At 64.3% G+C, this 24,088-nt stretch carries 15 protein-coding genes and 2 pseudogenes; 9 read left to right on the top strand and 8 right to left on the bottom strand.

Going from position 1 to position 24,088, the window contains the following annotated elements:
* Positions 1 to 17: 17 nt before the first annotated feature.
* Complete coding sequence (locus tag U0042_RS27630) at positions 18 to 1,964, bottom strand: beta-galactosidase (RefSeq protein WP_232833460.1); 1,947 nt, start codon at positions 1,962 to 1,964, stop codon at positions 18 to 20.
* Between U0042_RS27630 and U0042_RS27625 the strand changes: the two genes are divergently transcribed.
* Positions 1,963 to 2,907 (top strand): ProQ/FINO family protein, encoded by a 945-nt coding sequence (locus U0042_RS27625; RefSeq protein ID WP_114812768.1) that lies wholly within the window; start codon positions 1,963 to 1,965, stop codon positions 2,905 to 2,907. The genes U0042_RS27630 and U0042_RS27625 overlap by 2 nt on opposite strands.
* Before the next feature lie 150 nt (positions 2,908 to 3,057).
* Positions 3,058 to 3,753: a cytochrome b/b6 domain-containing protein gene (locus U0042_RS27620; protein ID WP_114812569.1), complete on the top strand. Its 696-nt coding sequence runs from the start codon at positions 3,058 to 3,060 to the stop codon at positions 3,751 to 3,753.
* A gap of 580 nt (positions 3,754 to 4,333) precedes the next feature.
* On the opposite strand, the gene U0042_RS27610 is transcribed toward U0042_RS27620, so the two are convergent.
* The gene (locus U0042_RS27610) at positions 4,334 to 4,789 is read right to left on the bottom strand and encodes a CHRD domain-containing protein (protein ID WP_114812567.1); all 456 of its coding nucleotides are present in this window, start codon (positions 4,787 to 4,789) and stop codon (positions 4,334 to 4,336) included.
* A 512-nt stretch (positions 4,790 to 5,301) separates the two neighbouring features.
* On the opposite strand from U0042_RS27610, the gene U0042_RS27605 reads away from it, so the two are divergent.
* The 3 genes from U0042_RS27605 (at position 5,302) to U0042_RS27595 (ending at position 9,036) form a co-directional block, all read left to right on the top strand.
* On the top strand, positions 5,302 to 6,756 hold the full coding sequence (locus U0042_RS27605; RefSeq protein ID WP_232833459.1) for a TIGR00366 family protein: 1,455 nt from the start codon (positions 5,302 to 5,304) through the stop codon (positions 6,754 to 6,756).
* A gap of 88 nt (positions 6,757 to 6,844) precedes the next feature.
* Complete coding sequence (locus tag U0042_RS27600) at positions 6,845 to 7,546, top strand: YceH family protein (RefSeq protein ID WP_114812565.1); 702 nt, start codon at positions 6,845 to 6,847, stop codon at positions 7,544 to 7,546.
* A 629-nt stretch (positions 7,547 to 8,175) separates the two neighbouring features.
* Positions 8,176 to 9,036, top strand: a complete 861-nt coding sequence (locus U0042_RS27595) for a hypothetical protein (RefSeq protein WP_232833458.1) — start codon at positions 8,176 to 8,178, stop codon at positions 9,034 to 9,036.
* A gap of 28 nt (positions 9,037 to 9,064) precedes the next feature.
* Here the strand turns inward: U0042_RS27595 and U0042_RS27590 are convergent, their stop codons facing one another.
* The 4 genes from U0042_RS27590 to betI all read right to left on the bottom strand — a co-directional run bounded on the left by U0042_RS27590 (position 9,065) and on the right by betI (position 14,677).
* Positions 9,065 to 10,531, bottom strand: a complete 1,467-nt coding sequence (locus tag U0042_RS27590; RefSeq protein WP_114812561.1) for an MFS transporter — start codon at positions 10,529 to 10,531, stop codon at positions 9,065 to 9,067.
* 203 nt (positions 10,532 to 10,734) lie between these two features.
* Positions 10,735 to 12,492: a choline dehydrogenase gene (betA, locus tag U0042_RS27585; protein ID WP_114812559.1), complete on the bottom strand. Its 1,758-nt coding sequence runs from the start codon at positions 12,490 to 12,492 to the stop codon at positions 10,735 to 10,737.
* A 90-nt stretch (positions 12,493 to 12,582) separates the two neighbouring features.
* Positions 12,583 to 14,052: a betaine-aldehyde dehydrogenase gene (gene betB, locus U0042_RS27580; RefSeq protein ID WP_114812557.1), complete on the bottom strand. Its 1,470-nt coding sequence runs from the start codon at positions 14,050 to 14,052 to the stop codon at positions 12,583 to 12,585.
* Positions 14,053 to 14,089: 37 nt separating this feature from the next.
* A complete protein-coding gene (gene betI / locus U0042_RS27575; RefSeq protein WP_114812555.1) occupies positions 14,090 to 14,677 on the bottom strand; it encodes a transcriptional regulator BetI in 588 nt (195 codons plus the stop codon).
* A gap of 281 nt (positions 14,678 to 14,958) precedes the next feature.
* Here betI and fdhA point away from each other — a divergent pair, with 281 nt between their 5' ends.
* The 4 genes and pseudogenes from fdhA to U0042_RS27555 all read left to right on the top strand — a co-directional run bounded on the left by fdhA (position 14,959) and on the right by U0042_RS27555 (position 20,756).
* On the top strand, positions 14,959 to 16,158 hold the full coding sequence (gene fdhA, locus U0042_RS27570; RefSeq protein ID WP_114812553.1) for a formaldehyde dehydrogenase, glutathione-independent: 1,200 nt from the start codon (positions 14,959 to 14,961) through the stop codon (positions 16,156 to 16,158).
* Positions 16,159 to 16,513: 355 nt separating this feature from the next.
* A pseudogene (locus tag U0042_RS27565) lies at positions 16,514 to 19,215 on the top strand (type VI secretion system Vgr family protein).
* The gene (locus U0042_RS27560; protein WP_157977862.1) at positions 19,187 to 19,906 is read left to right on the top strand and encodes a hypothetical protein; all 720 of its coding nucleotides are present in this window, start codon (positions 19,187 to 19,189) and stop codon (positions 19,904 to 19,906) included. The pseudogene U0042_RS27565 and the gene U0042_RS27560 overlap by 29 nt, the downstream one beginning before the upstream one ends.
* Before the next feature lie 259 nt (positions 19,907 to 20,165).
* Positions 20,166 to 20,756 (top strand): hypothetical protein, encoded by a 591-nt coding sequence (locus U0042_RS27555; RefSeq protein WP_157977861.1) that lies wholly within the window; start codon positions 20,166 to 20,168, stop codon positions 20,754 to 20,756.
* 185 nt (positions 20,757 to 20,941) lie between these two features.
* On the opposite strand, the pseudogene U0042_RS27550 reads toward U0042_RS27555, so the two are convergent.
* Positions 20,942 to 21,427: pseudogene (locus tag U0042_RS27550) on the bottom strand (class I SAM-dependent methyltransferase); the annotation flags it as partial.
* Between the two features lie 29 nt (positions 21,428 to 21,456).
* On the bottom strand, positions 21,457 to 23,994 hold the full coding sequence (locus tag U0042_RS27545; RefSeq protein ID WP_114812547.1) for an adenosylcobalamin-dependent ribonucleoside-diphosphate reductase: 2,538 nt from the start codon (positions 23,992 to 23,994) through the stop codon (positions 21,457 to 21,459).
* Between the last annotated feature and the right edge of the window lie 94 nt (positions 23,995 to 24,088).

The raw sequence follows: 24,088 nt of genomic DNA, 5'->3' as shown, positions 1-24,088 counted from the left end.
GGGCGCAGCACGTCGCGCTACGAAAGCGTGCGTACAAGCTCGATGGGTTTTGCCTCTGTCTCGTGAAGATCGAAGATCAGCACGTCGTTGGCGCCGCGCACGAGCCAGGGGGCAGGGCAGTAGAGCCGCGTTTGCGGCCCGATGTGCCAGTAGCGGCCCAGGTTGCGTCCGTTGACCCATACCATGCCTTTCGTCCAGCGTCGCATGTCGAGATACGTGTCGCCGATTTCATCGAGCGTCAGCGTCGCCTTGAAGAACATGCCGGGCCGCTGCGGCTGCGTGCAGACGGGGCGCAAGGCGGCCATGAACGCATCGTCCATGGGCAGCGGAAATACCTGCCAGCCCCTCAGCGTTTCGATGCGACCGTTGGCATACCGAAGCATGACGGGCCCGAGCAGTCCCTTGCGATCCACCATCGCGTGACTGTAGTTCACGCGACCCATGCCCTCGACGAAGATGTCCAGTGACCTTGAAGCGTTGTGCGTCCGCCCGGCAACGCTTCGCGTACCCACGCCCGCCGGCAGCGTAAGCGGCGCCTCTCCTTCGTTCACCACGCCGTGCCGCTTCGCGTGTTGCGCGGGCATGCGCGCGCGAGAGATGCCGCCCACGTACTGGCCGTCCACGAACACGGTGGCGTAATCGTGGACGCCGCCTGCTTCCAGCCCGCTATCGGCCTGCATCGCTTCGGCGGGCAACGTCGTGCGATAGAGCGCGCAGCCGAACGCCTGGCCGTACCGCTCGAACGGTTGCGGATCGACGGTCTCGTCCACGGGTAATGCGTCGGGCAGGTTGTCCCAGATCGACGCATAGGCCACGGGCATCAGCGCTGCGCTGCCCCGGCGTTCGATGGTGGGAAGCGGCGCCGGCACCTCGGGCAGCGGCGAAGACAGACAGCGCGCCACGATCTCGCGATACTTCGCGTACTTCGGCGTGGCCGTGCCTTGCTCGTTGATGGGTGCCGCGTAGTCGTAGCTGGTGATGTCGGGCTGGTAGGCGCCGGTGCGGTCGTCCGTGTTGGCGCCCGCATGGAAGCCGAAGCTGGTGCCGCCGTGGATCACGTAGAGATTGAACGAGAGCCGCTCGCGCATGAATGCGTCGAGCTTTTCGCCGATGTCGACTGCGGTGCCCTGGAACGCGGCGTCGCCCCAGTGCGTGAGCCAGCCGGGGTACACCTCGCCGGCCATGACGGGCACGTCGGGGAACGCCTGGCGTGCGGCCGCGATTTGCGCCGCGTCGCCGTTGCTGAGCGCGATGGCGCCGCCCGCCACGCGGCTGCGATTCTGCTGGAGCTGCATGAGGCCGTCTTCGGTATAGAACGGGCCTGTCACTCCGTGTTGCAGCCAGAGCGCGCGGATTTCTTCGAGGTAGGGCGGGTTGTGCGCGTACGAGCCGAACTCGTTCTCGATCTGGATCATGAGGATCGGCCCGCCCGCCGCGATCATGAGCGGCTTCACGCGCACCGCCAGTTCGGCGATGTAGCGCGCGACGGCCGCCATGTAACGCGGGTCGCCGGCCCAGCCGGTTCTCAGCACGATGTCGGGATAACGCAGCAGCCACCACGGCAGGCCGCCCAGGTCCCATTCGGCGCAGACATACGGGCCGGGCCGCAACAGCACCCACATGCGCTCGCGCTGACAGAGGCGGACGAATGCTTCGATGTCGCGATTGTCCGTTTCGAAATCGAATACGCCGGGCTGTGCTTCGTGATAATTCCACATCACGTAAAGCGCGATACAGTTCATGCCCATCGCGCGAACCATGCGAATGCGGTGCTGCCAGTACTCGACGGGAATGCGCGCGGGATGCAGTTCGCCGCTGCGAATCTGGAACGGCTCGCCGTCCAGCAGAAAATGCGCGCCGTCGGCGCTGAAGGCAAAGGTGCGGTGAAGCGTGCCGTCGGGTTCGTCCGAACGCGGGACGGGCTGCACGCGGTGCTCGTCGGGGGGCGGCGGATCGTTCGTCATGCCGGTTGCCATGGTTCCGTTCGCCTTCATGTGGCGAGGCATGCGCGAGCAGGGTCGCGGCTTGCCGAAAGGCGCAATACGCGCGTCAGCGAGCAACGCACGCGATTGGTTATCATATCGGCGATTATTGGATCAGAGAGATTTCGTGAAAACCGCACCCCAACCGCGCCGCGCACTGAGCTTCCGCGAAGGCCTGCAGGAAATCAAGAAGGCGCTCGCGTCGAACCCCGAACGGCAGGACGAGGGGCAAGCCAACGCCGAGGCACCTGGCCAGACAAGGCCGGCCGATACGAACAAGCCCGGCACGCAGAACGCGCGATCGAACGGCCGGCAGGGGAAGACCGGCCAGCCCGGCAGGCCGTCGCACCCACGCCGGCCCGGCCCGAAGCCGGAGAGCGCCGCCCAGGGGCCGCGCGGCCCGAATCCGGACCAGCGACCGCGGGGACAGAAACCGAAGGACCGTAGTGCGCCCCGGCGTCCCGCCGACCCGGTACTGGCCGCACGCATCGAACGGGACCAGCAATTGCGGGCCGTGCGCAAGCGCTTCGGGGAGCAGCATGCAGCGTTTCGCGACTGGCTGCCGCTCAAGATCGGCGTGCTCGACGATCTCTGTGCGCAGCATCCCGAACTCGACAAGGCCCTCATTTCACTGGTGCTGAAGCTGCACGTGAACCATCCGCGCTATCACGAGCACGTGGCCGCGGGCGGTCCGCGCTACGAGCTGGACGGCACGGCCTCGCCGGGGCCGGGCGTGGAAGCCTCGCACGTCACGCGCGCCACGCGGGCCCTCGAGCGGCAGAAGCAGCGCCAGGCCCAGAATCAGGGGCCGGCTCAGAAGGCGGCTGCCCATGCGGAAACGGCAACGGCCGCGCAACCTGCGGCGGACCAGCCGGCCGCCGAAGCTGAACAGCCGGCTGCGGATCCGAGCACCGCGGCCCAATGACCTGCGGCGCGCGACGAGGCGCGTGGGGGCGGGCGTCGGGGCAACATGCCCCATGCCGATGCCACACGCCGTCGCGCGCGCCGAACCGCGAGGCGCCACGCGGTTTCGCCACGTACCGTGGTCCTCGCGGTGTCCGGCACGGAGCCTCGCATGGCGCCTGACCATCGCGATGCGCCGCCTCCCGCGGCGCTCCCATCTCGCACCGTATTGATCTGGGACTGGCCTGTCCGTCTCTTTCACTGGCTTACGGTGGCGCTCGTGGCGGCGGCCTACGTGACCGCGCGCTTCAACTGGATCGACTGGCACGTGCGCATCGGCGAGACGCTGCTCGTGCTCGTGGTGTTTCGCCTGCTGTGGGGATGCTTCGGAAGCCAGACCGCGCGGTTTGCCAGCTTCGTGGCAGCGCCCGCCGCGGCGCTCCGGCATCTGCGTGCGTTGGCGCGCCGCGAACCCGACGTGCAGGCGGGCCACAACCCCGCGGGCGGCTGGATGGTGTTGCTGCTGCTCGCGCTGCTCGCCGCGGAGACGCTGACGGGGCTCTACGTCTACAACGACGTCGCGGACGAAGGCCCGCTCTCCGAAGTCGTGCCCGCCGCCGTCTCGAATGCGATCACGGCCCTGCATTCGATATTGTGGGACGCGCTCGCCGTGGCGGTCGCGCTGCACGTCTGCGCCGTCGCGCTTTATGCCTTCGTGTGGGGACAGAATCTCGTGCGCCCCATGCTCGATGGACGCAAGCAGTTGCCCGCGCATGTTCGCGAGCCGCGGCGCGCGCCGCTCTGGCTCGCCATCCTTCTTTTCGCGCTCGCCGCAGGGGCGGTGACGCTACTTGCGAACGCTATTTAGCGCGTCGCCTGGCGGCTTACTGCGTCACGCGCCGGCTGCCGTCGGGGTTAGACGGCAACGACGGAGTCGACCGTGAATCCGCGCTAATTCACGACGGCGCCATTGCGCTCGTGTGACCACGACGGCGTGAAGAAAATAGTTTGCATCACTATCTAATCGTCGAGGTCGGATAGAGTGTGGCCAGCCTTCCACGCAAGTGTGATGCGCAGATTGTACCTGGGCGCGACTTCGCGGAACGCGCCAACTTCGTCCACACCGATGCCTCCGGTGATGGACGTCACACCGTTACGATGGACGGGCGTGGATGCGGTTTGCGCCGTTTCAGCGAGAACGGGGGCTCGCACGGGCTACGGCACGGTTGTGACGTGTATCGAGCGTGAGAAGGCAGGGCGAAGTGGGACTGTGCAGCGGAAGGAATGCCTGGATGCGCAACGCCTCGCGGTGCTGTATCCGCGCTACACGGAACGCGGACCACTAGGTACGCCCGGCACGCTCCGCAAAAGAAGAGGGCATGCCGACATGCCCGGCCGAAGCCGGGCCGCCGTCTTTGCGTGCTATTGCGCGGCGCCTGCCGCGAGGTTCACTTCGGCGGCTGCACCTGGCCGCGAATTTCCCCCGACGGGTGATCCTTCGTGTGGACGTTGATGTACATGTCGCCCGCGAGGAACTGCTTCGCCTGCTCAGGCGTCAGCGTGGCTTCGCCGCTGATGGGACTCGATATCGCCGTCGAGCCTTTTTTCGTGAGCCAGATGACGGGCGGCGCGTTCTTGCCGGCTGCAGCGGGCGCGTGGAAGTGCGCCATGGTGGCATCGCTCGAAAGGCCGCTGTACGTCACCTTCCATGTCACGACGTGGGTATCGGCGTCGTAGGTGAGCGCCGCGCTGCCGTTCCCCGAGGTCTGGACGGGCGGCACCTGCTGGTCGCCCGTGAGCGGCACCGTGAACGACACGGGTGCCGCGTGAGCCGCCGTCATGGCGGCGGCGCATGCGAGGCCCGCCACGGTTGCGGCCGCGCGCTGCCACACTGATTGACTCATCGATCGTCTCATCTGCCATCTCCTTTCCGGTGAGTGCCGGCCGAACCACGGCGTGCGCCGTTGTGAGCCGGTGTGGGGGAACTGAAAACCGCCGTGCCGGGCAAGCAGCGAATGCGGGCTTCGCCGCGATATCGGCGGCGGATGCGCCCGGCCACGCGAGCGCGAAACAAGAGGGGGGACGAAGCCTGAGGCGATTCTAGCCCAGCGTCTACGGGCGCGCAGGCAAGCGCGCGCCGCGGTGGACGGCATTGCGCGTCAGGCCGCGCGGGCCCGTGTCGCGCTTCGTTCGAGCGCCTCGCAACGCGGCGGTGAGCCGACTGTGGGTCGATTGAAAGCCATGCCGGTTGCATGGCTGCGCGCATATTTCCGGTGATACGAGTATGCTTCGCGGGTTCGTTCAGTGGACGTTGCGTTCGTTATTCGAACTTATCGATGCGTCGTTGCTTCGCTTCACTGAACGGGCTTTTCAGCAAGTACCCGTCCAGCACCACACAACCATACGGATCGAAGTCATGGAGAAGACAGACACCGGATCGCACGCCGGCATGGCGGGCGTCGTTCGTCCCGCAGGCGTAGCGGGAAGCCCAGGCGTAATAGAAAACCAGCAGGGCAGCCCACGCGGCCGCGGCGTCGTCGCGGGCCTCGTTTATGTGTTCGAGCAGGTCATGCCCGACCCGTTCGTGCTTTCGCTCGGCCTTACCTTCGTCGTGATCGTGCTTGCCGCGTGGCTCGCGCCGCACGGCACGCTGCCCGTCATCCTCACCTCGTGGTACGAGGGCACGTTCCACATTCTCGGCTTCGCGCTGCAGATGATCCTGATTCTCGCGACGGGCTATGCCATCGCGGATGCCCCCATCGTGCAGCGCGGCTTGCGCGCGCTCGCGTCGCGCGTCACGTCGCCGGCTCGGGCAGCGTTACTGGTGTTCCCTGTGGTGGGCGTGGCGGCGTGGCTCAACTGGGGGCTGGGGCTCATCGTGGGCGCATTGCTGTCGCGCGAAATCGCGCGGCGCGTGAAGGTGGACTTCGCGTGGCTCGTGGCCGGCAGCTACTCGGCGTGGTCCGTGTGCAATAGCGGGTTATCGAGTTCCATTGCGTTGTCCCAGGCATCGCACGGCAACGCGCTCAATCTCGTGGAAAAGGCGACGGGGCACGTCGTGCCGCTCGCGGATACTGTCTTTGCGCCGTTCGTGTTCATTCCGACGGTGCTGGTGGTCGTCGTGATGACGGCGATCTTCATCCGCATGCATCCGAAGGCCGAGCACGTGATCGCGTTCAGCGAGCCGCACGAAGCGGGCGCGCATGCCGACGAGGGCGACCCGCACGCACGTGCCGCGGGCACGTCGTCGGTGGCGGCACGCATGGAGCGCTCGATGCTCGGCACGCTGCTGCTGCTCGCACTCGGCATCGGCTATCTCGCCATGACGTGGCGCGAGAAGGGCTTCGAACTCGACATCAACACGACGATCCTGATCTTCCTGCTTGCCGGTCTCGCGTTGCAACGCACGCCTATCGCCTACGCGGACGCCATTCGCCGCGCCGCGCGTCAGACCGGGTCGATGCTGCTTCAGTACCCAGTCTACGGCGGCATCATGGGCATCATGACGGGCACGGGGCTCGCGCCCGCCATCGCGAAGACTTTCGTGGCGGTCGCGACACCTGCGACGCTCGCGCTCTGGAGCTACCTCAGCTCGCTTATCATTACGCTGCTCATCCCGAGTGCGGGCGGACATTGGGCCGTGCAAGGCCCGTTCGTGCTGCCCGCCGCGCTGGCGCTGCACGCGAGCGTGGCGCACACGGCGATGGGCGTGGCGATGGCGGAGAACGTTTCGAACATGCTGCAGCCGTTCTGGGCAGTGCCCGTGGTCGCGATTGCGGGCATTCGCATCCAGCGCGTGATGGGCTACACGGCGGTCACGTTTGCGGTTTCGCTCGTGATCTATGCGGCGGCGTTGTGGCTGATTCCGTGAAGGCTGCGGCGCGCGGACGAACTCCGTCATCGGTCTTCCCTGCGCGCTGCGGGCCTCGGCATCAAGCCTCACCGTTTCACCGTCATCCATGAACACGAGCAACGAATCCATCGAACGTCCGTCCAGCCGTCAACTCACGCCGCTCGAAGCGCGCGTGCTCGGCGTGCTGGTGGAAAAGCAGCACACGGTGCCCGACACCTATCCGCTTTCGCTCAACGCGCTCACGTCCGGCTGCAACCAGAAGACCGCGCGCTCGCCCGTGATGAACGCGACGGAGGCCGAGGTGCTCGAAGCGATCGAAAGCCTCAAGCATGCAAGCCTCGTGTTCGAAAGCAGCGGCAACCGCGTGCCGCGCTTCGAGCACAACATGAATCGCGCGCTCGGCGTGGCGAGCCAGAGCGTCGCGCTGCTCGCCACCTTGATCTTGCGTGGCCCGCAGACGGCCGCCGAGTTGCGCTTGAACTCGGCGCGGCTGCATGGTTTCGCGGATACGTCGTCGGTGGAAGCGTTTCTCGACGAACTCGCAGCAGGCGAGGCGCCGCGCGTGGTCAAGCTCGCGCGCACGCCAGGCGAACGCGAGAACCGTTGGGCACATTTGCTGTGCGGAGAAGTGAGCCAGGACATGCCGCAAGCAACGGCCGGCAGCGACGATAGCGTGTCGCGCACGGAGTTCGAAACGCTGAAGGCCGAGCACAAACAGATGGCAAGCGAGTTGGCGCGACTGCAGGCAGCGGTCGCGCAGATGGCGGCCGAACTCGGCATTCAGATCGACGGCGCGCGCGAATCGTAGGGCGAGTCCAGGCGGCGCACGCAGGTCTCGCGTGTGCCGCACATCGCGTCTGTGCGGCTTCGCACACAAGACTGTCCGTCACGTTTTGTTCCAGGTTCGCGGTTGATCTTCGCCGCAAACTGGCTCATATTGCATGTGATCATTGCGCTCGGCCAGGCGCCTTTATATTCGTTCTCTCTTCCTTTTCGCCACGGCCGTTCTGGTGCAATTCCGCTTCACCTGATGACGGGTCGGATCAGTTTTTCGACGTCCCTCTGGAACCAGCAAGACTGCCCATGCCTCGCGAAATCGGCTCGGATCAATACGTTCCGCTGCGGTGCGCACATTGCAATGCCAAGTTGGCGTCACCGTTTGCGTTCTGTCCTCATTGCGGCGCGAATCAACTCGATTCGCGCGCGCCTCACGACGCACATGCTGCCGCCAGCGCACGCGACCCGGCTTCGCCTGCCTCATCTGCCGCTCGCGGGAACGCCCGCGGCGCGGAGCCCACATGGCGCCCTCCGCTGGACGAGAGCGGCGGACGGTTCGCGCTCTATGGCGGCGGGTCCGGTCCGGTTGGAATCGAGCATCCCGGTTATGCCGGCGACACCGAACCGCGGCGCTGGGTCGATACGCGCTGGCGCGCGAAGGTGAGCCACTACACCATACCCGTGCTCGTCGCCGCGGCACTGCTTTTTACCGCACACGCGTTCTTCACGCGCAAGAGCGAATCGCCCGACCTGCCGCCTCAAGTGGCGAGCGGTGCCGTAGCCGATTCGGGGCAGGGCGCGGGCAACGGAGGCGCGCAGGTCGATCAGGCGAATCAGGCCTATCAAGGAAACGCGGGGTATCAGGGCGATCTCGCGAATCAAGGCAGCGCGCCCGTGCAGCCGCTGCAGCCCAACGTGAACGCGCAGGCGGCACCGATGCAGCCCGACATGACGCAAACGCCGGCACCCGCCACGGCGAATGCGCCCTCGTCGACGCTAGCGTATGCAAGCGCACCCGCCGCCAATACGCCCGCGCAGCCTTCGCAGAAATCGCGCACGACCAGCCGCGTCGACGCCGACACGGCGCGACGCATACGCGAAGCCACATTGGCTCAGCGCCACAGCGACGAAGTGCGTTCGCGTGTTGCCGCGAGCCTGCAAAGCGCGCGCATCAATCTCGACAAGAACAATCTGGGTTCGGCGCGTGCGGCGCTCATGAACGTGCTGGCCGAAGACCCGAATAACCCGGAAGCGCTGCGTATGCGCGGCGACCTGATGGACCGCGAACAGCAGCGCGATTCGATGCTCGCGAGTGCACGCGGTTGCGAGGCCCAGGGGCGCTGGACCTGCGTGTGGCATAACGCGGGCAACGCATTGACCATCGATTCGAGCAACGGCGAAGCGCACTGGCTGCTTTCGCAGGCCCTGATGCGCGAATCCGAGCGCCGTCAGGCGAACAACGGCATCTTTACGCCGGACGTGGGCCCGCGCGAGGGCGAGAACCCTGCCATCGGGCCTTAACGGGAAGCGGGCGGCGCGCTCACACTGCTCAGCGCATCTCGTCCGCCGCGCCTTGCCAGGCCACGGACCCGGCCCCAGCGGTTTTCGATGCCAGCGTTTCGAGCGCGAGCCCCTTCGTTTCGATGCCCATCAACCACACGGCGAGCGCCGCCACGGCGAACGACAGTGCCCCCAGCGTGAACACGCCGCCCTGGCCGAACACGGGCAACACGACGCCCACCACATACGGACCGATCAGCGACCCGATGCGTCCAATGGCCGACGCGAAACCCGACCCCGTTGCCCGCGCCCCCGTGCCGTATAGCTCGGGCGTGTAGGTATAGAGCGCGGCCCACATACCGAACAGGAAGAACTGCATGGCGAGCCCCGTGCAGATCAGCAGTGTTGCGCTATCGGCATGCAGGGCCGTTTGTCCGTAGACGTAAGCCATGACCGCGCCGCCCGTGAGCGAGGCGATGGTGGTGGGCTTGCGTCCCCAACGTTCGACGAGCCACGCCGCGCACAGAAAGCCGGGAATGCCGCCCAGCGAAATCAGCACCGTATAGAGCACCGACTTCGTTACTGCGAACCCCGCCTGCTGCATCAGCGCGCCGAGCCACGACGTGAGGCCGTAAAAGCCGAGCAAGGCGAAGAACCACAGCAGCCACACCATGACGGTGCGCTGCCGGTACGCCGCGCTCCAGATTTCGCGGAAGGCGCCGCGGCGGTCGGTCGTGGCCTCCGTATCGACATTCGATGCAACCAGCGACGGCGCCGGCAGCGACGCCAGTCCCTTCGAGCGCATGACCTTCGTTTCTACTTGAGCGAGCACCGCATCGGCTTCGCCCAGACGGCCGCGATGTTCGAGCCAGCGCGGCGATTCGGGCACCACGCGGCGCACGATCAGCACGAAGATGGCCGGAATGGCGAGCAGCGCGAACACCGTGCGCCAGCCGAAATGCGGCAGCACCGCGTACGAAACGCATCCCGCCGTGATGAAACCGAGCGGCCAGAAGCCGTCCATCAGCGCGATCAGCCGACCGCGCGACGAGGCGGGCACGAACTCCGAGAGCAGCGTCTGCGCGATGGGAAACTCCATGCCCATACCGATGCCGAGCAGCACGCGGTAGACGATCAGCGCCTCCACGGATTGCGCCGTGGAGCACAGATACGACGCCGCGCCCCACAACACCATGCTCCACTGAAACACGGGGCGACGCCCGAAGCGGTCCGCGAGCAGTCCCGCCAGCGCGGCACCCAGCACCATGCCGAAGAAGCTCGCGCTCGCCACGAGCCCGGCTGTCGCCGTCGACAGATGGAACTCCGTCTTGATGGAGCCGAGCACGAACGTCATCGTGCCGAGGTCGACCGAGTCGAAGAAGAACGCAATCGCGATGATGACGAAGAGCGTGCGGTGGTAGCCCGAAAACGGCAGACGCTCGAGACGGGCCGCCGCAGTGGCGCGACGGCCGGGTTGGGAAGCGGAAGAGGCTGAAGCAGCAGCGGCGGTCGGCATGGCGTCCCCTGGGCGAATGAACGAAGGGCACGCCGCATGCGGACCGCTGTTACTGCCGGCCATTCAGATGCATGCGCTGCGGCCCACCTGACGTTCAGTAGACGCGGCCATTATTCGCGCACATAGAACGGATGCGGCATGGCAATGGAACGGGCTCGCCATGTACCGCGGGTTCGCGTGGTGCGTTCCGTTCGCTCCCGCGCTCAGTGCGTGTGCAACGCCGCATCGCGCGCGCCCGCGATGCCCGCCGTGCCCGATGCTGGGGCATCGCCCGCGCCACTGCTGCGCAGCGCCTTGCCGCGCGCCGGCGCGCCGTTGGCGACGTAGTAGGGCGTCTCTACGCGCGCGAGCGGTGTGCGCCCGCGAATGCGGTCGGCAATCTTCTCCGCGAGCATGATGGTGGGCGCGTTGAGGTTGCCGGTGGTGATGCGCGGCATGATGGAAGCATCCACCACGCGCAGCCCTTCGATGCCATGCACGCGTCCTTCGCTGTCCACCACGGCCATGTCGTCGTAGCCCATCGCGCACGAACATGACGGGTGGTACGCGGTTTCGGCGCGGGCGCGCACGAACGCATCGAGTTCGGCGTCGGTCGTCAGTTGCGCGCCGGGATTCAGTTCCTCGCCGCGATAGCGGTCCAGCGCGGGCTGCCGCATGATTTCGCGCGTGATGCGGATGGCGTCGCGGAACTCGCGCCAGTCGAGTGCTTCGGCCATGTAGTTGAAGAGGATCGACGGATGCTCGCGCGGGTCGCGCGAACGCAGCTTCACGCGGCCGCGGCTGGGCGAACGCATGGAGCCCACGTGCGCCTGGAAGCCGTGCATGCGGATCGCGTTGGTGCCGTTGTAGTTGATGGCGACAGGCAGGAAGTGGTACTGAATATTCGGCCACGGGTCGTCGTCGCGCGTACGGATGAAACCGCCCGCCTCGAAATGATTGCTCGCGCCGATGCCCGTGCCGCGCAGCAGCCATTCGATGCCGATAGCAGGCTGGTTGTGCAGCAGCAGGGCCGGGTACAGCGAGACGGGTTCCTTGCAGGCGTACTGCATGTACATCTCGAGATGGTCCTGCAGGTTCTGCCCTACGCCGGGCAAATCGAGCACGACGGGTACGCCCGCTTCGCGTAGCCACGCGCCGGGGCCCACGCCCGAGCGTTGCAGGATCTGCGGCGAGGCGATGGCGCCGCTCGAGAGCAGCACTTCACGACGCGCGTGCGCCGTGACCGTCGTGTTGCCTTGCAGATAATCCACACCCACGGCGCGCTTGCCCGAGAACAGGATGCGGTCCGTGAGCGCGTGCGTGACGATGGTGAGGTTGGGGCGCGCGCCGGCACGGTCCAGATAGCCGCGCGCCGTGCTGGCGCGGCGGCCCTTCGGCGTGACCGTGCGATCCATCGGGCCAAAGCCTTCCTGGCGATAACCGTTGAGGTCTTCCGTGCGCGGGTAGCCTGCCTGCACACCGGCTTCGACCATTGCCTCGAAGAGCGGATTCGCGCCGGGCTTGCTCGTGGTCACGTGCACGGGACCGTCGCCGCCGTGATAGTCGTTCGCGCCGACGTCGCGCGTTTCAGCTTTGCGGAAATACGGCAGGCAGTCGAGATAAGCCCAGTTTTCAAGGCCTTTTCGTTCGGCCCAGCCGTCGTAGTCGAGTGCGTTGCCGCGGATGTAGCACATGCCGTTGATGAGCGACGAACCGCCCAGGCCCTTGCCGCGCCCGCACTCCATGCGGCGGTTGTTCATGTGCGGCTCCGGGTCGGTCTCGTAGGCCCAGTTGTAGCGGCGACCTTGCAGCGGATACGCGAGCGCGGCCGGCATCTGCGTGCGGAAGTCGAAGCGGTAGTCCGGGCCGCCGGCTTCGAGCAGCAGTACCGTGACGTCCGCGTCTTCGGTGAGACGCGTGGCGAGCACGTTGCCCGCGGAGCCCGCGCCGATCACGATGTAGTCGTATTCCTTCGCTGCCATGCTGTGCTCCCTGTGTTGAGCCGTGTGTCTCTTCGTGCCGTTGTTCGCGTTGCGTCCTGTGCGTCCTGTGTGCCCTGTGCCTGCCGTGCGTCAGAACACGGCCTGATAGCGGCCCAGTTCCACCTGGACCGACTTGATGCGCGTGTAATGCCCAAGCGTGGCGATGCCGTTTTCGCGGCCCACGCCCGACTGCTTGTAGCCGCCCACCGGCATTTCGGCGGGCGACTCGCCCCACGTGTTGATCCAGCAGATGCCCGCTTCCAGCCGGTGAATCACGCGATGCGCGCGGGCCAGGCTCTCCGTCACGACACCGGCCGCAAGGCCGTAATGCGTGGCGTTGGCGCGGGCGATCACTTCTTCCTCGTCCCTGAACGTGAGCAGGCTCATCACCGGTCCGAAAATCTCTTCGCGCACGATGCGCATGTCGTCGCGGCAGTCGGCGAACACCGTAGGGGCGACGTACTGGCCCGACGCGAAGTGGCCGTCAACGAGGCGCGTGCCGCCCGCCACGAGCCGCGCGCCTTCGCGCTTGCCGCTTTCGATATAGCCGAGCACCTTGTCGAGTTGCGCCGCACTCGCGAGCGGACCGAAGTTGGTCTGCGGATCCGACGGCTTGCCGATGCGGATGCGTTTCACACGTTCGAGTACGCGTGCTTCGAACGCGGCCTGCACCGCGGCGTGCACGAACACGCGCGTGCCGTTGGTGCAGACCTGGCCCGCGCTGAAGAAGTTGGCCGTGACGGCGATGTCCGCGGCGCGGTCCAGATCGGCGTCGTCGAAGACGATGAGCGGAGATTTGCCGCCCAGCTCCATCGTCACTTCCTTGAGCGACGAGGCACCGGCCATCGACATCACCTTCTTGCCCGTTTCCACGCCGCCCGTGAACGAGACCTTCTCGATGCCTTCGTGCGCCGTGAGCAACGCCCCGACGCGTCCGTCGCCCTGCACGACGTTGAACACGCCAGGCGGCACGCCCGCTTCGATATAGATCTCCGCGAGTTTCGAAGCCGACAGCGGCGTCACTTCGCTTGGCTTGAAGATCATCGCGTTGCCCGCAGCGAGCGCGGGCGCGGACTTCCAGCAGGCAATCTGGATCGGATAGTTCCACGCGCCGATGCCCGCCGTCACGCCGAGCGGCTCGCGCCGCGTGTAGAAGAACGACTCGGCGCGCAGCGGAATCTGCTCGCCTTCGATAGCGGGCGCGAGGCCGGCGTAGTACTCGATCACGTCGGCGCCGGTCACGATGTCCACTGCGCGCGTTTCGGCAATGGGCTTACCCGTGTCGTGCATTTCGAGTTCCGCGAGCGCGTCGTTGCGCTCGCGCAGCAATTCGACGGCGCGGCGCAGAATGCGCGAGCGCTGCATCGCGGTGAGCGCGGCCCACGCGCGCTGGCCTTCGCGCGCGGACTGAACGGCGCGGTCGATGTCGGCCGCGCTGGCCTGCTGCACGGTGGCGAGCTTGTCGCCCGTGGCGGGATCGAACGTGTCGAAGGTTTCGCCGCTGGTGGCATCGACATATTCGCCGCCGATGTAGAGACGTTGCAGGCCGTAGGAAGGCATCGTGTTTCTCCTTGAAAGAGGCGGGCGCGTTGCAGGGCTACGCGCGCGCTTCGAGCAGCATGTCGATGTAGTCGTGGGCGAGGCGCAGCGCCGCGCGCGTGTCGAACGGGTCGCCCGACAGCGCGCCGCGCAGCCAGAGCCCGTCGATCATGGCGGCGAGGCCGCTTGCCGCGCGCCGTGCCGCGCCGCGCGGCAGCGCCTTGGCGAATTCCGCGCAGAGATTCGAATAGAGCCTGCGCGTGTTGACGTGCTGCAAACGGCGCAGCGCGGGCTCGTGCATGCTTTGCGACCAGAAGGCGAGCCACGTCTTCATGACGGGGCCGCTCACCTGGCTCACATCGAAATTGGCGGCCACGACCGCACGCAGACGCGCGCGCGGCTGCGGCTTCGCAGCGATGCGGCGGCGCCGCGTGGCGGCCCACAGATCACGCAGGATGTGGCGCATCGTGGCTTCGAGCAGCCCGTCCTTGTCGCCGAAATAGTGGCTCACGATGCCCGTCGAAATGTTGGCGCGCTGCGCCACGGACGCGAGCGTGGTGCCGGCGAGACCGGCTTCGTCGATGGTGAGCAGGGTGGCGTCGATCAGCTGCGCGCGACGCACTTCGCGCATTCCGACTTTGGGCATGGTGAACGGGACTCGCGACACGGGCTCGTGCGAACGACGCACGGGCTTGCAGGGACGTCTGAAGGCTGCTCTAAAGGATGTCGCATCGTAGCTATTTTTTATTGAACGTTCAATCAATAAAAACGCACCGAAACGCGTGTGTCGGCGGCGGCCAAACCGGTGTCGGTTTTTGCACAATCGGGCAGGGTCGATCGCGACTACGCTGGTGACAGCAGTGAGAGCGGCAGCCGCGCGTGCCGCGGCGAACGACGACGTCATCAGACGAACATGGAGACAGAACGATGAGCAGCAATCGCGGTGTCGTGTATACCGGGCCGGGCAAGGTCGAAGTGCAGTCGATCGACTATCCGAAGATGGTCGATCCCCGCGGCCGGGACATTGGCCATGGCGTGATCCTGAAAGTGGTGTCCACCAACATCTGCGGCTCGGACCAGCACATGGTGCGCGGACGTACCACCGCGCCCACGGGCCTCGTGCTCGGGCACGAAATTACCGGCGAAGTGATCGAGGTGGGCCGCGACGTGGAAACGCTGCGCGTGGGCGACCTGGTTTCCGTGCCGTTCAACGTGGCGTGCGGACGCTGCCCAACCTGCAAGGAACAGCACACGGGTGTGTGCCTGAACGTGAATCCGTCGCGCGCGGGCGGCGCGTATGGCTACGTCGACATGGGCGGCTGGATTGGCGGCCAGGCCGAATACGTGCTCGTGCCGTATGCCGACTTCAACCTGCTCAAGTTCCCGGACCGCGATCAGGCGATGGCGAAGATTCGCGATCTCACGTGCCTCTCCGACATTCTGCCCACCGGTTACCACGGCGCCGTGATGGCCGGCGTGAAACCGGGCGCGACGGCCTACATCGCGGGCGCGGGCCCAGTAGGCATGGCGGCCGCGGCGTCGGCGCGCCTTCTGGGCGCGGCGTGCACGATTGTCGGCGACATGAATGCCGCGCGTCTCGAACACGCGCGCAAGATGGGCTTCGAAACCGTGGACCTGTCGCGCGACGCGTCGCTCGGCGAGCAGATCGCGCAGATACTCGGCACCCCCGAAGTGGATTGCGCCGTGGACTGCGTGGGCTTCGAGGCACGCGGCCACGGCTCGCACGGCCACCAGGAAGAGGCGCCGGCCACGGTACTCAATTCGCTCATGGACATCACGCGGGTGGCCGGGTCCATCGGCATTCCAGGCCTTTACGTGACCGACGATCCGGGCGCCGTGGATCCGGCGGCCCAACGCGGCAGCCTGAGCATCCGCTTTGGCCTGGGCTGGGCGAAGTCGCATTCGTTCCATACCGGCCAGACGCCCGTGATGAAGTACAACCGCAATCTCATGCAGGCGATTCTGTGGGACCGTCTGCCGATCGCGGACATTGTCAATGTGACAGTGGTGTCACTCGATGAGGCGCCCGAAGGCTACCGGCAATTCGATGGCGGGGCGCCGCGCAAGTTCGTGATCGATCCGCATGGGTTGCTGAAGGCGGCTTGAGCCGAGGCGGCCGTACGGCCGCTTGCGGTCGCCGCGATGCTTGCGGGGCTGAGGCGTCGCGGTGGAGATATCGGTGCGCGTGCCGTTCTTGGGGCGGTACGCGCTTTTTGTTGTTGGTGGGGCATTGCCGTTGGGCGTTTTTTGTGGGGCGCGAATCGGCACGAATCTTAGCCAGCGGAATTTCCGTCTCACATTCGCATATCAGAAAAAATTACCAGATATGCTCCGATAAATACTCTACTCAGAATTAATTACCGAAAACGTTTTTTTACCTCGGTTGACTGGCTCATTCGTCGGAGGTTTCGTAAAATCGCTCCCACGCGCGAGAGCGTAACGGCCAATTAAAAGAGGCGGTATGGGTGCTCAAGATTTGCTAAGAGCAATGCGCTCGGGATTTTTGCAGAACGACCGCCTGCTTAAACTGGATAATCCGCTGGGCAATAACCTGTTGCTGCCTCAACGCGCTGTGGGTCATTCGCGGCTTGGTCGCCAGTTCGAATGGACGGTGGACGTCGTCTCGACGTCTGAAATCATCGAGCTGAAAACATTGATTGCGAAGCCCGTCACACTTTGGATTCAGCAGGGGGACAAGTCTTATTTGCCTCATCACGGTTATGTCACACCGCTCGGCGCCTGGGGTCCGACAGTGGACTGACAAGCTTTCAGATGGGCTTCGCCTCGTGGATGCACTTTCTGCGTTTCCGGAAGGACGCCCGCATCTGGCAGGACAAGTCCGTGGACGCCATTTTGAGCGATGTCTTCAATATGCATCCGCAAGCGCGAGGCGCTTTCCGGTTCGATGTGCGCAGACCGTTGCCTCCGCGTTCTTTCTGTATGCAATATGAGGACGATTGGAATTTCGTGCATCGGCTCATGGAAAGCGAAGGGCTGTTTTCCTGTTTCGAGCAGGCCGACGATGGGAAGTCTCATACGCTTGTCGTCGTCGATGACGTTTATCGGCTTATGCCGCTCTCGCAGCAGACTGTCGATTTCTATCGCGCGGGTACGGACGCCGAAGCGGATGCACTGGTGCAGTGGTCCGGCACACGCACGCTGCAGAGCACATCGCTTTCGACGCGAACCTTCGATTACAAGACGCCGGGTTCGTTGACCTATCCGAAGGGCACAAACGTTTCCACGGTTCCCAACCAGGGCGATCTACCCGCGCAAGCCGAGGTGTACGAATACACGGGAGCCTATACCTACGGTCCGCAGGACCGCGGTGAAGCCCTTTCGAGAATCCGCATGGAAGAATGGGAGTCTCGTGCGAAAAGGTTTTATGGCACTGGCGGCCTGCGAGCGGCGGACGCCGGTCGGTGGTTCGAATTGCGCAACCATCCAGACCACGCGCGAGATAACGAGCAGCAGCGGCAATTCGCCATAGTGGAGGCCGCGTGGTTCATCGAGAACAATCTGCCGGTATCGAACCACGCGGCAGACTTCCCTCATAGCCTCGCAGGCGTGCTGGCCGCAGCCAGGGCCCGTCAGCAGGGGCGCACGGTCAGCCATGCTGACGGCAGCGAGGGATTCTTTCTCGTCGACATCGAAGCGCAACGCAGAGCCGTGCCCTATCGCAGTCCATTTGAGCACCACAAGCCGGACATGCACATGCAGACGGCAATTGTCGCCGGCCCTGCCAACGAGGAGGTCTATACCGACTCCTTGAATCGCATCAAGGTGCGGTTCCACTGGGATCGGCTCAACGAAGGGGACGAAAACGCGTCATGCTGGGTGCGTGTCGCAATGTCCGATACGGGCGGCGGATACGGTGATGTGCATGTTCCGAGAGTGGGCGAGGAGGTCTTGATCGACTGGGTCGACGGCGATTGCGACAGACCTCTCGCAACCGGACGGGTTTATAACGGTGCGACGCGACCGCATTGGCATTCCAACGGTCTGTTGTCGGGCTACAAGTCGAAGGAATATCAGGGCACCGGCTATAACCAGATGGTCATGGACGACTCGACAGGACAGAATCGGGTTCAACTCTATTCGTCGAACACCAACGCGCTGCTGCATCTGGGTTATCTCGTCGACCAAAGTGGCAACAACCGGGGCGCTTATCTCGGTAGCGGTTTTGACTTGAAGTCTGACGCCTACGGCGCAGTACGTGCCGGCCAGGGGCTGTATGTCACCACGCATCCGGTCGCCGCTCAACAACTGGGTGCAGGCGACTCCGTCTCGCAATTGCTGAACTCGGAAAGCGTGCTGGAATCGATGTCGGATGCCAGTACCACGCATCAAGCCGAAAGCCTCAAGAGTGGATACGAGGCGCTCAAATCGTTCACGGACGCGGCGCAGCGCAGCGTCTCCGGGGCGGTGTCCGGCGGAAAGACCGCGGGCGGCGGGACGGGTAACGCGAACGCGTTCAAGGAGCCCATCATGCTGCTGGGCAGTCCCGCCGGCATTGCGCTCTCCACGCAGCGGTCGGTTCACATTGCGGCCAATGCGCAAGCCAATCTTGTCAGTGGGCAAAACACGCATATCGCAACAGGCAAGTCGCTGGTTGCGAGCGTCGCGGAAAAACTCAGTTTGTTTGTGCAGAATGCGGGCATGAAGCTCTTCGCGGCGAAGGGCAAGATAGAAATTCGGGCACATTCCGACAACATCGAAGTAACCGCGCAGAAGACCGTAAAGGTACTGTCTGCCGCTGAAAATATCGAGGCGGCGGCGAAGCAGGAAATACTATTGACGTCCGGCGGTGCGTATATTCGCGTCGCGGACGGAAACATCGAAATTCATGCGCCGGGCAAAGTCGATGTCAAGGGCGGTCAACACTCGTTTGCGGGGCCTGCCGCGCGCGGTTATGTGCTGCCCGCGCTGCCACATTCCGGCGATGGCGCCCGCTACCACGAACAATTCCATCTGGTCGACGATGATGGCGAGACCGTGCTCGCGCATACTCGCTACGAAATTGAAAGCGAATCGGGGGCGAAATGGACTGGCTACAGCGACGCGAACGGTTTCACCCAGCACGTCTTTACAGATAATCCGGAGGCACTCTCATTGACCGTATTTCGCGAGGTGGATGATGACGACGAAACAGAAGAAGCGTAAAGTCCGTGTCCGGCATGTCAAGCACGCTTCCGAAACAAACGCTAACCAGAAATCACTGGTGAAAGTCGTCATTCAGAACGACATAGGGGAATGGGTTCGTCCTGCGACGGGCGACAAATTCTATATCGATGAGACGCCAAAATTTCCGTCTATTGTTTTTGAAATAAAAACAGACGCGCCTCCGCCTTATCAGTGGAAATGGACGATTGTGTGGGACGCTCAGGTGAGTAGCCTTAGAGAGAGTAAAAAACGCGGCAAGAAGCTTCGCACGTTTTCTCAGTCCAGTTCCTTTACAAGTAACGAGAAATCATGGGAAGCCAATCTGAACAATATGATTGTCGGGGGGAAACTCTCCGTCGAGGTGGCCGCAGGTGGGACAGAATTCCGTCGAACCGTCTTCGTTCTCGGCAAGAATCCAGCGAAAGAGGACGTTGTTGCGTTCATATCTGCCATGCCTAACACGTTGGGTTTCGACAAGGTTATCGATCAGGAAAGCCACTTCAAGAATTTCATCAACGCGGACAACGAACCGGTCGTTGCCGGAGACCGGGGGTACGGCCTGACACAGATGACTAACCCTGCCCCCAGTTATGAGCAGGTCTGGAACTGGAAGGAAAACGTAAAAGCTGGAGTGAAGCTTTTCCAGCAAAAGCAATCTGAGGCGAAAGATTCATTTGGACATCACCCGTAGACCGATGACCAGCTTATCCATGAGACGTTTTCGCGCTGGAACGGCGGAAGTTATTATCAATGGAATGCCGAAACGAAAGAGCTGGAACGGAAAAATATATTGTGCGATCCTACGCAGGGCAACATAGGGTGGAATATGGATAATCCATCCAACGCAAACCAGACGGGCGACCAGTTGCACGAGCGGGACAAAGATCAATACTCGCAAATGAAAGCCGGGCAATCAAAAGAACATCCGTGGATGTACACAGGGGTATGCTATGCCGATCACATCGTTGGTAATTAAAATCAGCCTGCTTGCTACGGTACTGGCATGTGGTAATTCATTGGCGCTTGCGGAAACACCGTCGCCCGACGCCGTCGTTCTCGAGGGAGGACGTGCCGTGCTGCAGAAAGGCAGAAAATTGGTCGAAGTGAACGAGGTCACGAAAAAGGAACTCGTGCTGCGCTTTCCCGCCGGGGTCAAGCGTGCGGTTTCAACGGCTTCTAGCGTGGGATTTCCCGCAAATCGATCCCGCGTCATGGACGGCAAGGAATACATGCTCGTTGTGATCAATCAATCGTCAAGCAGTAACCCGATGGGCTTTTGTGGAGCAGGCGAGGAAGGCACGTTGTATGTGCTTCAGATTGAAGGCGACAAGGCGGATGTGCGTTTTTCCTTGCCGGTGCAAAGTTGCCTGAAGAGCATTGCGCTCGATACTGAAACCGGCACCCGGTCGCCATATCTTGCTATTACATGGAACGACACACCAACCGGTATAAAAATAGCGTGGGAGCACCATGCGGAGAAAGGTCCGACGACCCAGCTCTATCGCTTTCAGGACGGATCATTCGTTGCTGAAGATCAATAGCCGGCCGCTTTGTCTGCGGGGGGCGGCAGTGACTCCGCGAACACGCATCGTCGGGAGCTCTTCGCCCCTGTGCCATGCTGTTTTTTCGTGTGGTCGTGGACATGGCCGTTTCGCTTTGGTGTCCCGCAAGCACGTCGGAGTCATCCGTTTGATCGCAGATAGCCTGAACATCTCCCGGGCGCCCTTAGCGTGAGCACGCGCATGCCGCGCTTCAGGCCAAGCGTGTCGACGATGCGCTGGTACTTCGCGTGCTGTGCCGCCTCGAGCGTGCGCGCGTCATTGCCGTCGAACCAGGCGCTCGAGTAGGTCCACGTCGGGTCGAGCCATTGCGCGTAAAACGCGTTGCCAATGTCGTAGTGCGCGTGAATGTTGCGGCGGCTGTTCATGCGCAGCCGGTGACGCAGGTTGCACCAGACTTGCGCGAGCCGTCCGCTATGCACGGTGCGGCCGACGGCGGTCTCGTTGCGCAGCGCGAGCCGGAATAGCGCGGTGAGGTCGGGGCACGCGATCCATTGCGCGCGGTATGCTTCGGCGAGCCCGATATCGCCCGCGCGCAGAATGGCACGGCACGCGCGCCAGTCCGCTATGCGCAGCATCGCACCGGGCTGCTCGTGCGGATCGCCGAACACGTATTGCGTGCCTTCGGGCGTGGCCAGCGTGAGATGGCCCACACAGCCCGCGGCGCCCCGTCATACCAGCCTCACCCGCACGACCCGATCTCCCCGCACGCCGTGCAGAAATCGCAACCGTCTTTGCGGATTACGGCATTCGCGCCACACGAGCCGCACTTGCGGCCGAACATCGTGCGCGGCTCGGGCGTGCCGGCGCTCGCCGTGGCAGTTCCTTCCGCGGTGCCGGTGTCGCTGGAAGCTGCGGTCTCGAAGTCCGCGGCGTGCATCGTGGTGCCATGACCTGCCATCGTGCCGCGCGGCAGCCGTGCGAGCAGACGCGACGGTACCTGGTTGCCTTCGGCATCGAGAAAACCGCGTCGATGCAGGATCTGCTGGATCGCGTAAGCGAGCGCCGCCACTTCGGAGTCGTGCCAGAGCGGAATGCGGCGGCCGTCCAGTCGCTGCGTTTCGCCCAGCCGCACCTGGCCGCGGTCCCATGAAACCTTGCGCATGTCCTGCAGATTGCGCGCGACGAACCCGCCGCGCGCCGCGAGCGAGAGCGAACGCATGGTCGCGGTGATCCACTGTTGCGACTCGTCGCGCTGGCCCACGGGAATGAAGAACTCGATGGGCCGCTCGATGGTTACTTCCTCGCCGCCCACGCGGCCCGTCACTTCCATGAAGGACACCGCCACGTAGAGCGACTTCTTGCCGAGCTGCGTCAGGTATTCGACCTTCTCAATGATGGCCGGCAATTCGCCCTTGGGCCGATGGTCGATGGCGATACGCAGCGGGTCGAAGTCGGCTTCGGCGAGCGTGTCTTCGGGCGCGGTGGCATGCAGCACAGCGCCCAGCGTTTCGTTGGGACGATAGGTGGCGAGCCCCTTGAGTCCGCTTTGCCACGCGTCGAAGTAGAGGCTTTCGAAGTCGTTGAACGGATAGTCGGCGGGCACGTTGACCGTCTTCGAAATGGACGTGTCTACGTAGGGCTGCACGGCGGCCATCATTTGCAGATGGTCGTGCGCCGACATTTCGAGCGCGCTCACGAAGTAGTCGGGCAGGGCGTCCACGTCGCCGCCCAGTTCGCGGTACACGCGGTACGCGTAGTCTTCCACCGCGAAGCTTTGCTTGCTGCCGTCGGCCATGACCTTGGTGCGCTGGTAGGTCCACGAGAACGCGGGCTCGATGCCGTTCGACGCGTTGTCCGCGAACGCCAGGCTCACCGTGCCCGTGGGCGCGATGGAAAGCAGGTGGCTGTTGCGGATGCCGTCGCGGCGAATGGCGTCTTTGATGTCGTCGGGCAGGCGCGAGGCGAAGGTGCCTTCGGCCAGGTATTGCTCGGCGTTGAAGAGGGGGAACGCGCCGCGTTCGCGGGCCAGTTCCACCGAGGCGCGATACGCGGCGTCGCGCATCACGCGTGCCACGCGCGTGGCGAACTCGCGGCCTTCGGGCGAGTTGTAGCGCAGGCCCAGCATCACGAGCGTGTCGCCCAGCCCCGTGAAGCCGATGCCGATGCGGCGTTTCGCATCCGCTTCGGCGCGCTGCTCGGGCAGCGGCCAGAGCGTGATGTCGAGCACGTCGTCGAGAAAGCGCACCTGCGTGCGCGTGCGTGCAACGAGCCCGTCCCAGTCGAACGTGCTTTCGCCGCCTTGCAGCTTCGCGAACGGGTCCAGCACGAAGCGCGTGAGATTGAGCGGCCCGAGGTTGCAGCAGCCGTACGCGGGCAACGGTTGTTCGCCGCACGGGTTGGTGGCGCGGATCGTTTCGATCGCGCGCAGGTTGTTGTCCTCGTTCATGCGCGAGATGAACACCACGCCGGGCTCGGCCACGTCGTAAGTGGAGCGCATGATCATGTCCCAGATCGCACGCGCGCTCTTTTCCGCGTAGACCCACAGGCCGTCTTCGCGCTGATGCAGGTCGCCTGCCGCGCGCAGTGCCGGGGACGGTTCGGCGCGGTGCACGAGCTGCCAGGGCAGATCGGCTTCCACGGCCTGCATGAACGCATCCGTCACGGCTACGGAGATGTTGAAGTTGTTCCAGCGGCCCTTCGAATGTTTCGCTTCGATGAATTCGAGCAGGTCGGGGTGGTCGCAATCGAGCACGGCCATCTGTGCGCCGCGGCGCGAGCCCGCGCTTTCCACGGTGCGGCACGAGGCGTCGAACACGTCGATGTAGCTGCACGGTCCCGATGCGCTGGAACCGGTGGAATGCACGTAAGCACCGCGCGGGCGAATGGCCGAAAAGTTGTAGCCGACGCCGCCGCCGCGCCGCATCGTTTCAGCGGCCTGGAGCAGCGCAACATAGATGCCCGGCAGCCCGCGGTCGTCCAGACCCTGAATGCAGTCGCCCACCGGCTGCACGAAGCAGTTGATGAGCGTGGCCGCAATGCCGCTGCCCGCGGCGCTCATGATGCGGCCCGCGCCCAGCGCGCCGTGGCGCAGGTTGTCGACGAAGCGCGCTTCTATTTCCGCGCGCAATGCCTGCGGTTCCGCCATGGCGACGCCGCGCGCGACGCGGCGGTAGATGTCGTCGGCGGTGCGCTCGTCGCCTTTGGCGTACTTTTCGAGCAGCACGTCGGTCGAGAACTTTTGCGGCGCAATCTGAAACTCGGATTCGATGGTTGCCATAGAGGGACCTGAACGGTGCGCAGTGAGATGGTTGGAAAGCCGGACACTATAGCGACGGCGTTGCGACAACCAGGAGCGGTGCGTTGCCACATCA

The organism is Paraburkholderia kururiensis (assembly GCF_034424375.1).
Classification (GTDB): Bacteria; Pseudomonadota; Gammaproteobacteria; order Burkholderiales; family Burkholderiaceae; genus Paraburkholderia; species Paraburkholderia kururiensis_A.
This window is presented reverse-complemented; position numbering and strand designations above follow the sequence as displayed.

Bases quoted from the DNA above. Each gene is read 5' to 3' on its own strand.
- U0042_RS27625 (WP_114812768.1), top strand. From the start codon at position 1,963: ATGCCGGTTGCCATGGTTCCGTTCGCCTTCATGTGGCGAGGCATGCGC.
- U0042_RS27630 (WP_232833460.1), bottom strand. From the start codon at position 1,964: ATGACGAACGATCCGCCGCCCCCCGACGAGCACCGCGTGCAGCCCGTC.
- U0042_RS27620 (WP_114812569.1), top strand. From the start codon at position 3,058: ATGGCGCCTGACCATCGCGATGCGCCGCCTCCCGCGGCGCTCCCATCT.
- U0042_RS27610 (WP_114812567.1), bottom strand. From the start codon at position 4,789: ATGAGTCAATCAGTGTGGCAGCGCGCGGCCGCAACCGTGGCGGGCCTC.
- U0042_RS27605 (WP_232833459.1), top strand. From the start codon at position 5,302: ATGGAGAAGACAGACACCGGATCGCACGCCGGCATGGCGGGCGTCGTT.
- U0042_RS27600 (WP_114812565.1), top strand. From the start codon at position 6,845: ATGAACACGAGCAACGAATCCATCGAACGTCCGTCCAGCCGTCAACTC.
- U0042_RS27590 (WP_114812561.1), bottom strand. From the start codon at position 10,531: ATGCCGACCGCCGCTGCTGCTTCAGCCTCTTCCGCTTCCCAACCCGGC.
- betA (WP_114812559.1), bottom strand. From the start codon at position 12,492: ATGGCAGCGAAGGAATACGACTACATCGTGATCGGCGCGGGCTCCGCG.
- betB (WP_114812557.1), bottom strand. From the start codon at position 14,052: ATGCCTTCCTACGGCCTGCAACGTCTCTACATCGGCGGCGAATATGTC.
- betI (WP_114812555.1), bottom strand. From the start codon at position 14,677: ATGCCCAAAGTCGGAATGCGCGAAGTGCGTCGCGCGCAGCTGATCGAC.
- fdhA (WP_114812553.1), top strand. From the start codon at position 14,959: ATGAGCAGCAATCGCGGTGTCGTGTATACCGGGCCGGGCAAGGTCGAA.
- U0042_RS27560 (WP_157977862.1), top strand. From the start codon at position 19,187: ATGATGACGACGAAACAGAAGAAGCGTAAAGTCCGTGTCCGGCATGTC.
- U0042_RS27555 (WP_157977861.1), top strand. From the start codon at position 20,166: ATGCCGATCACATCGTTGGTAATTAAAATCAGCCTGCTTGCTACGGTA.
- U0042_RS27545 (WP_114812547.1), bottom strand. From the start codon at position 23,994: ATGGCAACCATCGAATCCGAGTTTCAGATTGCGCCGCAAAAGTTCTCG.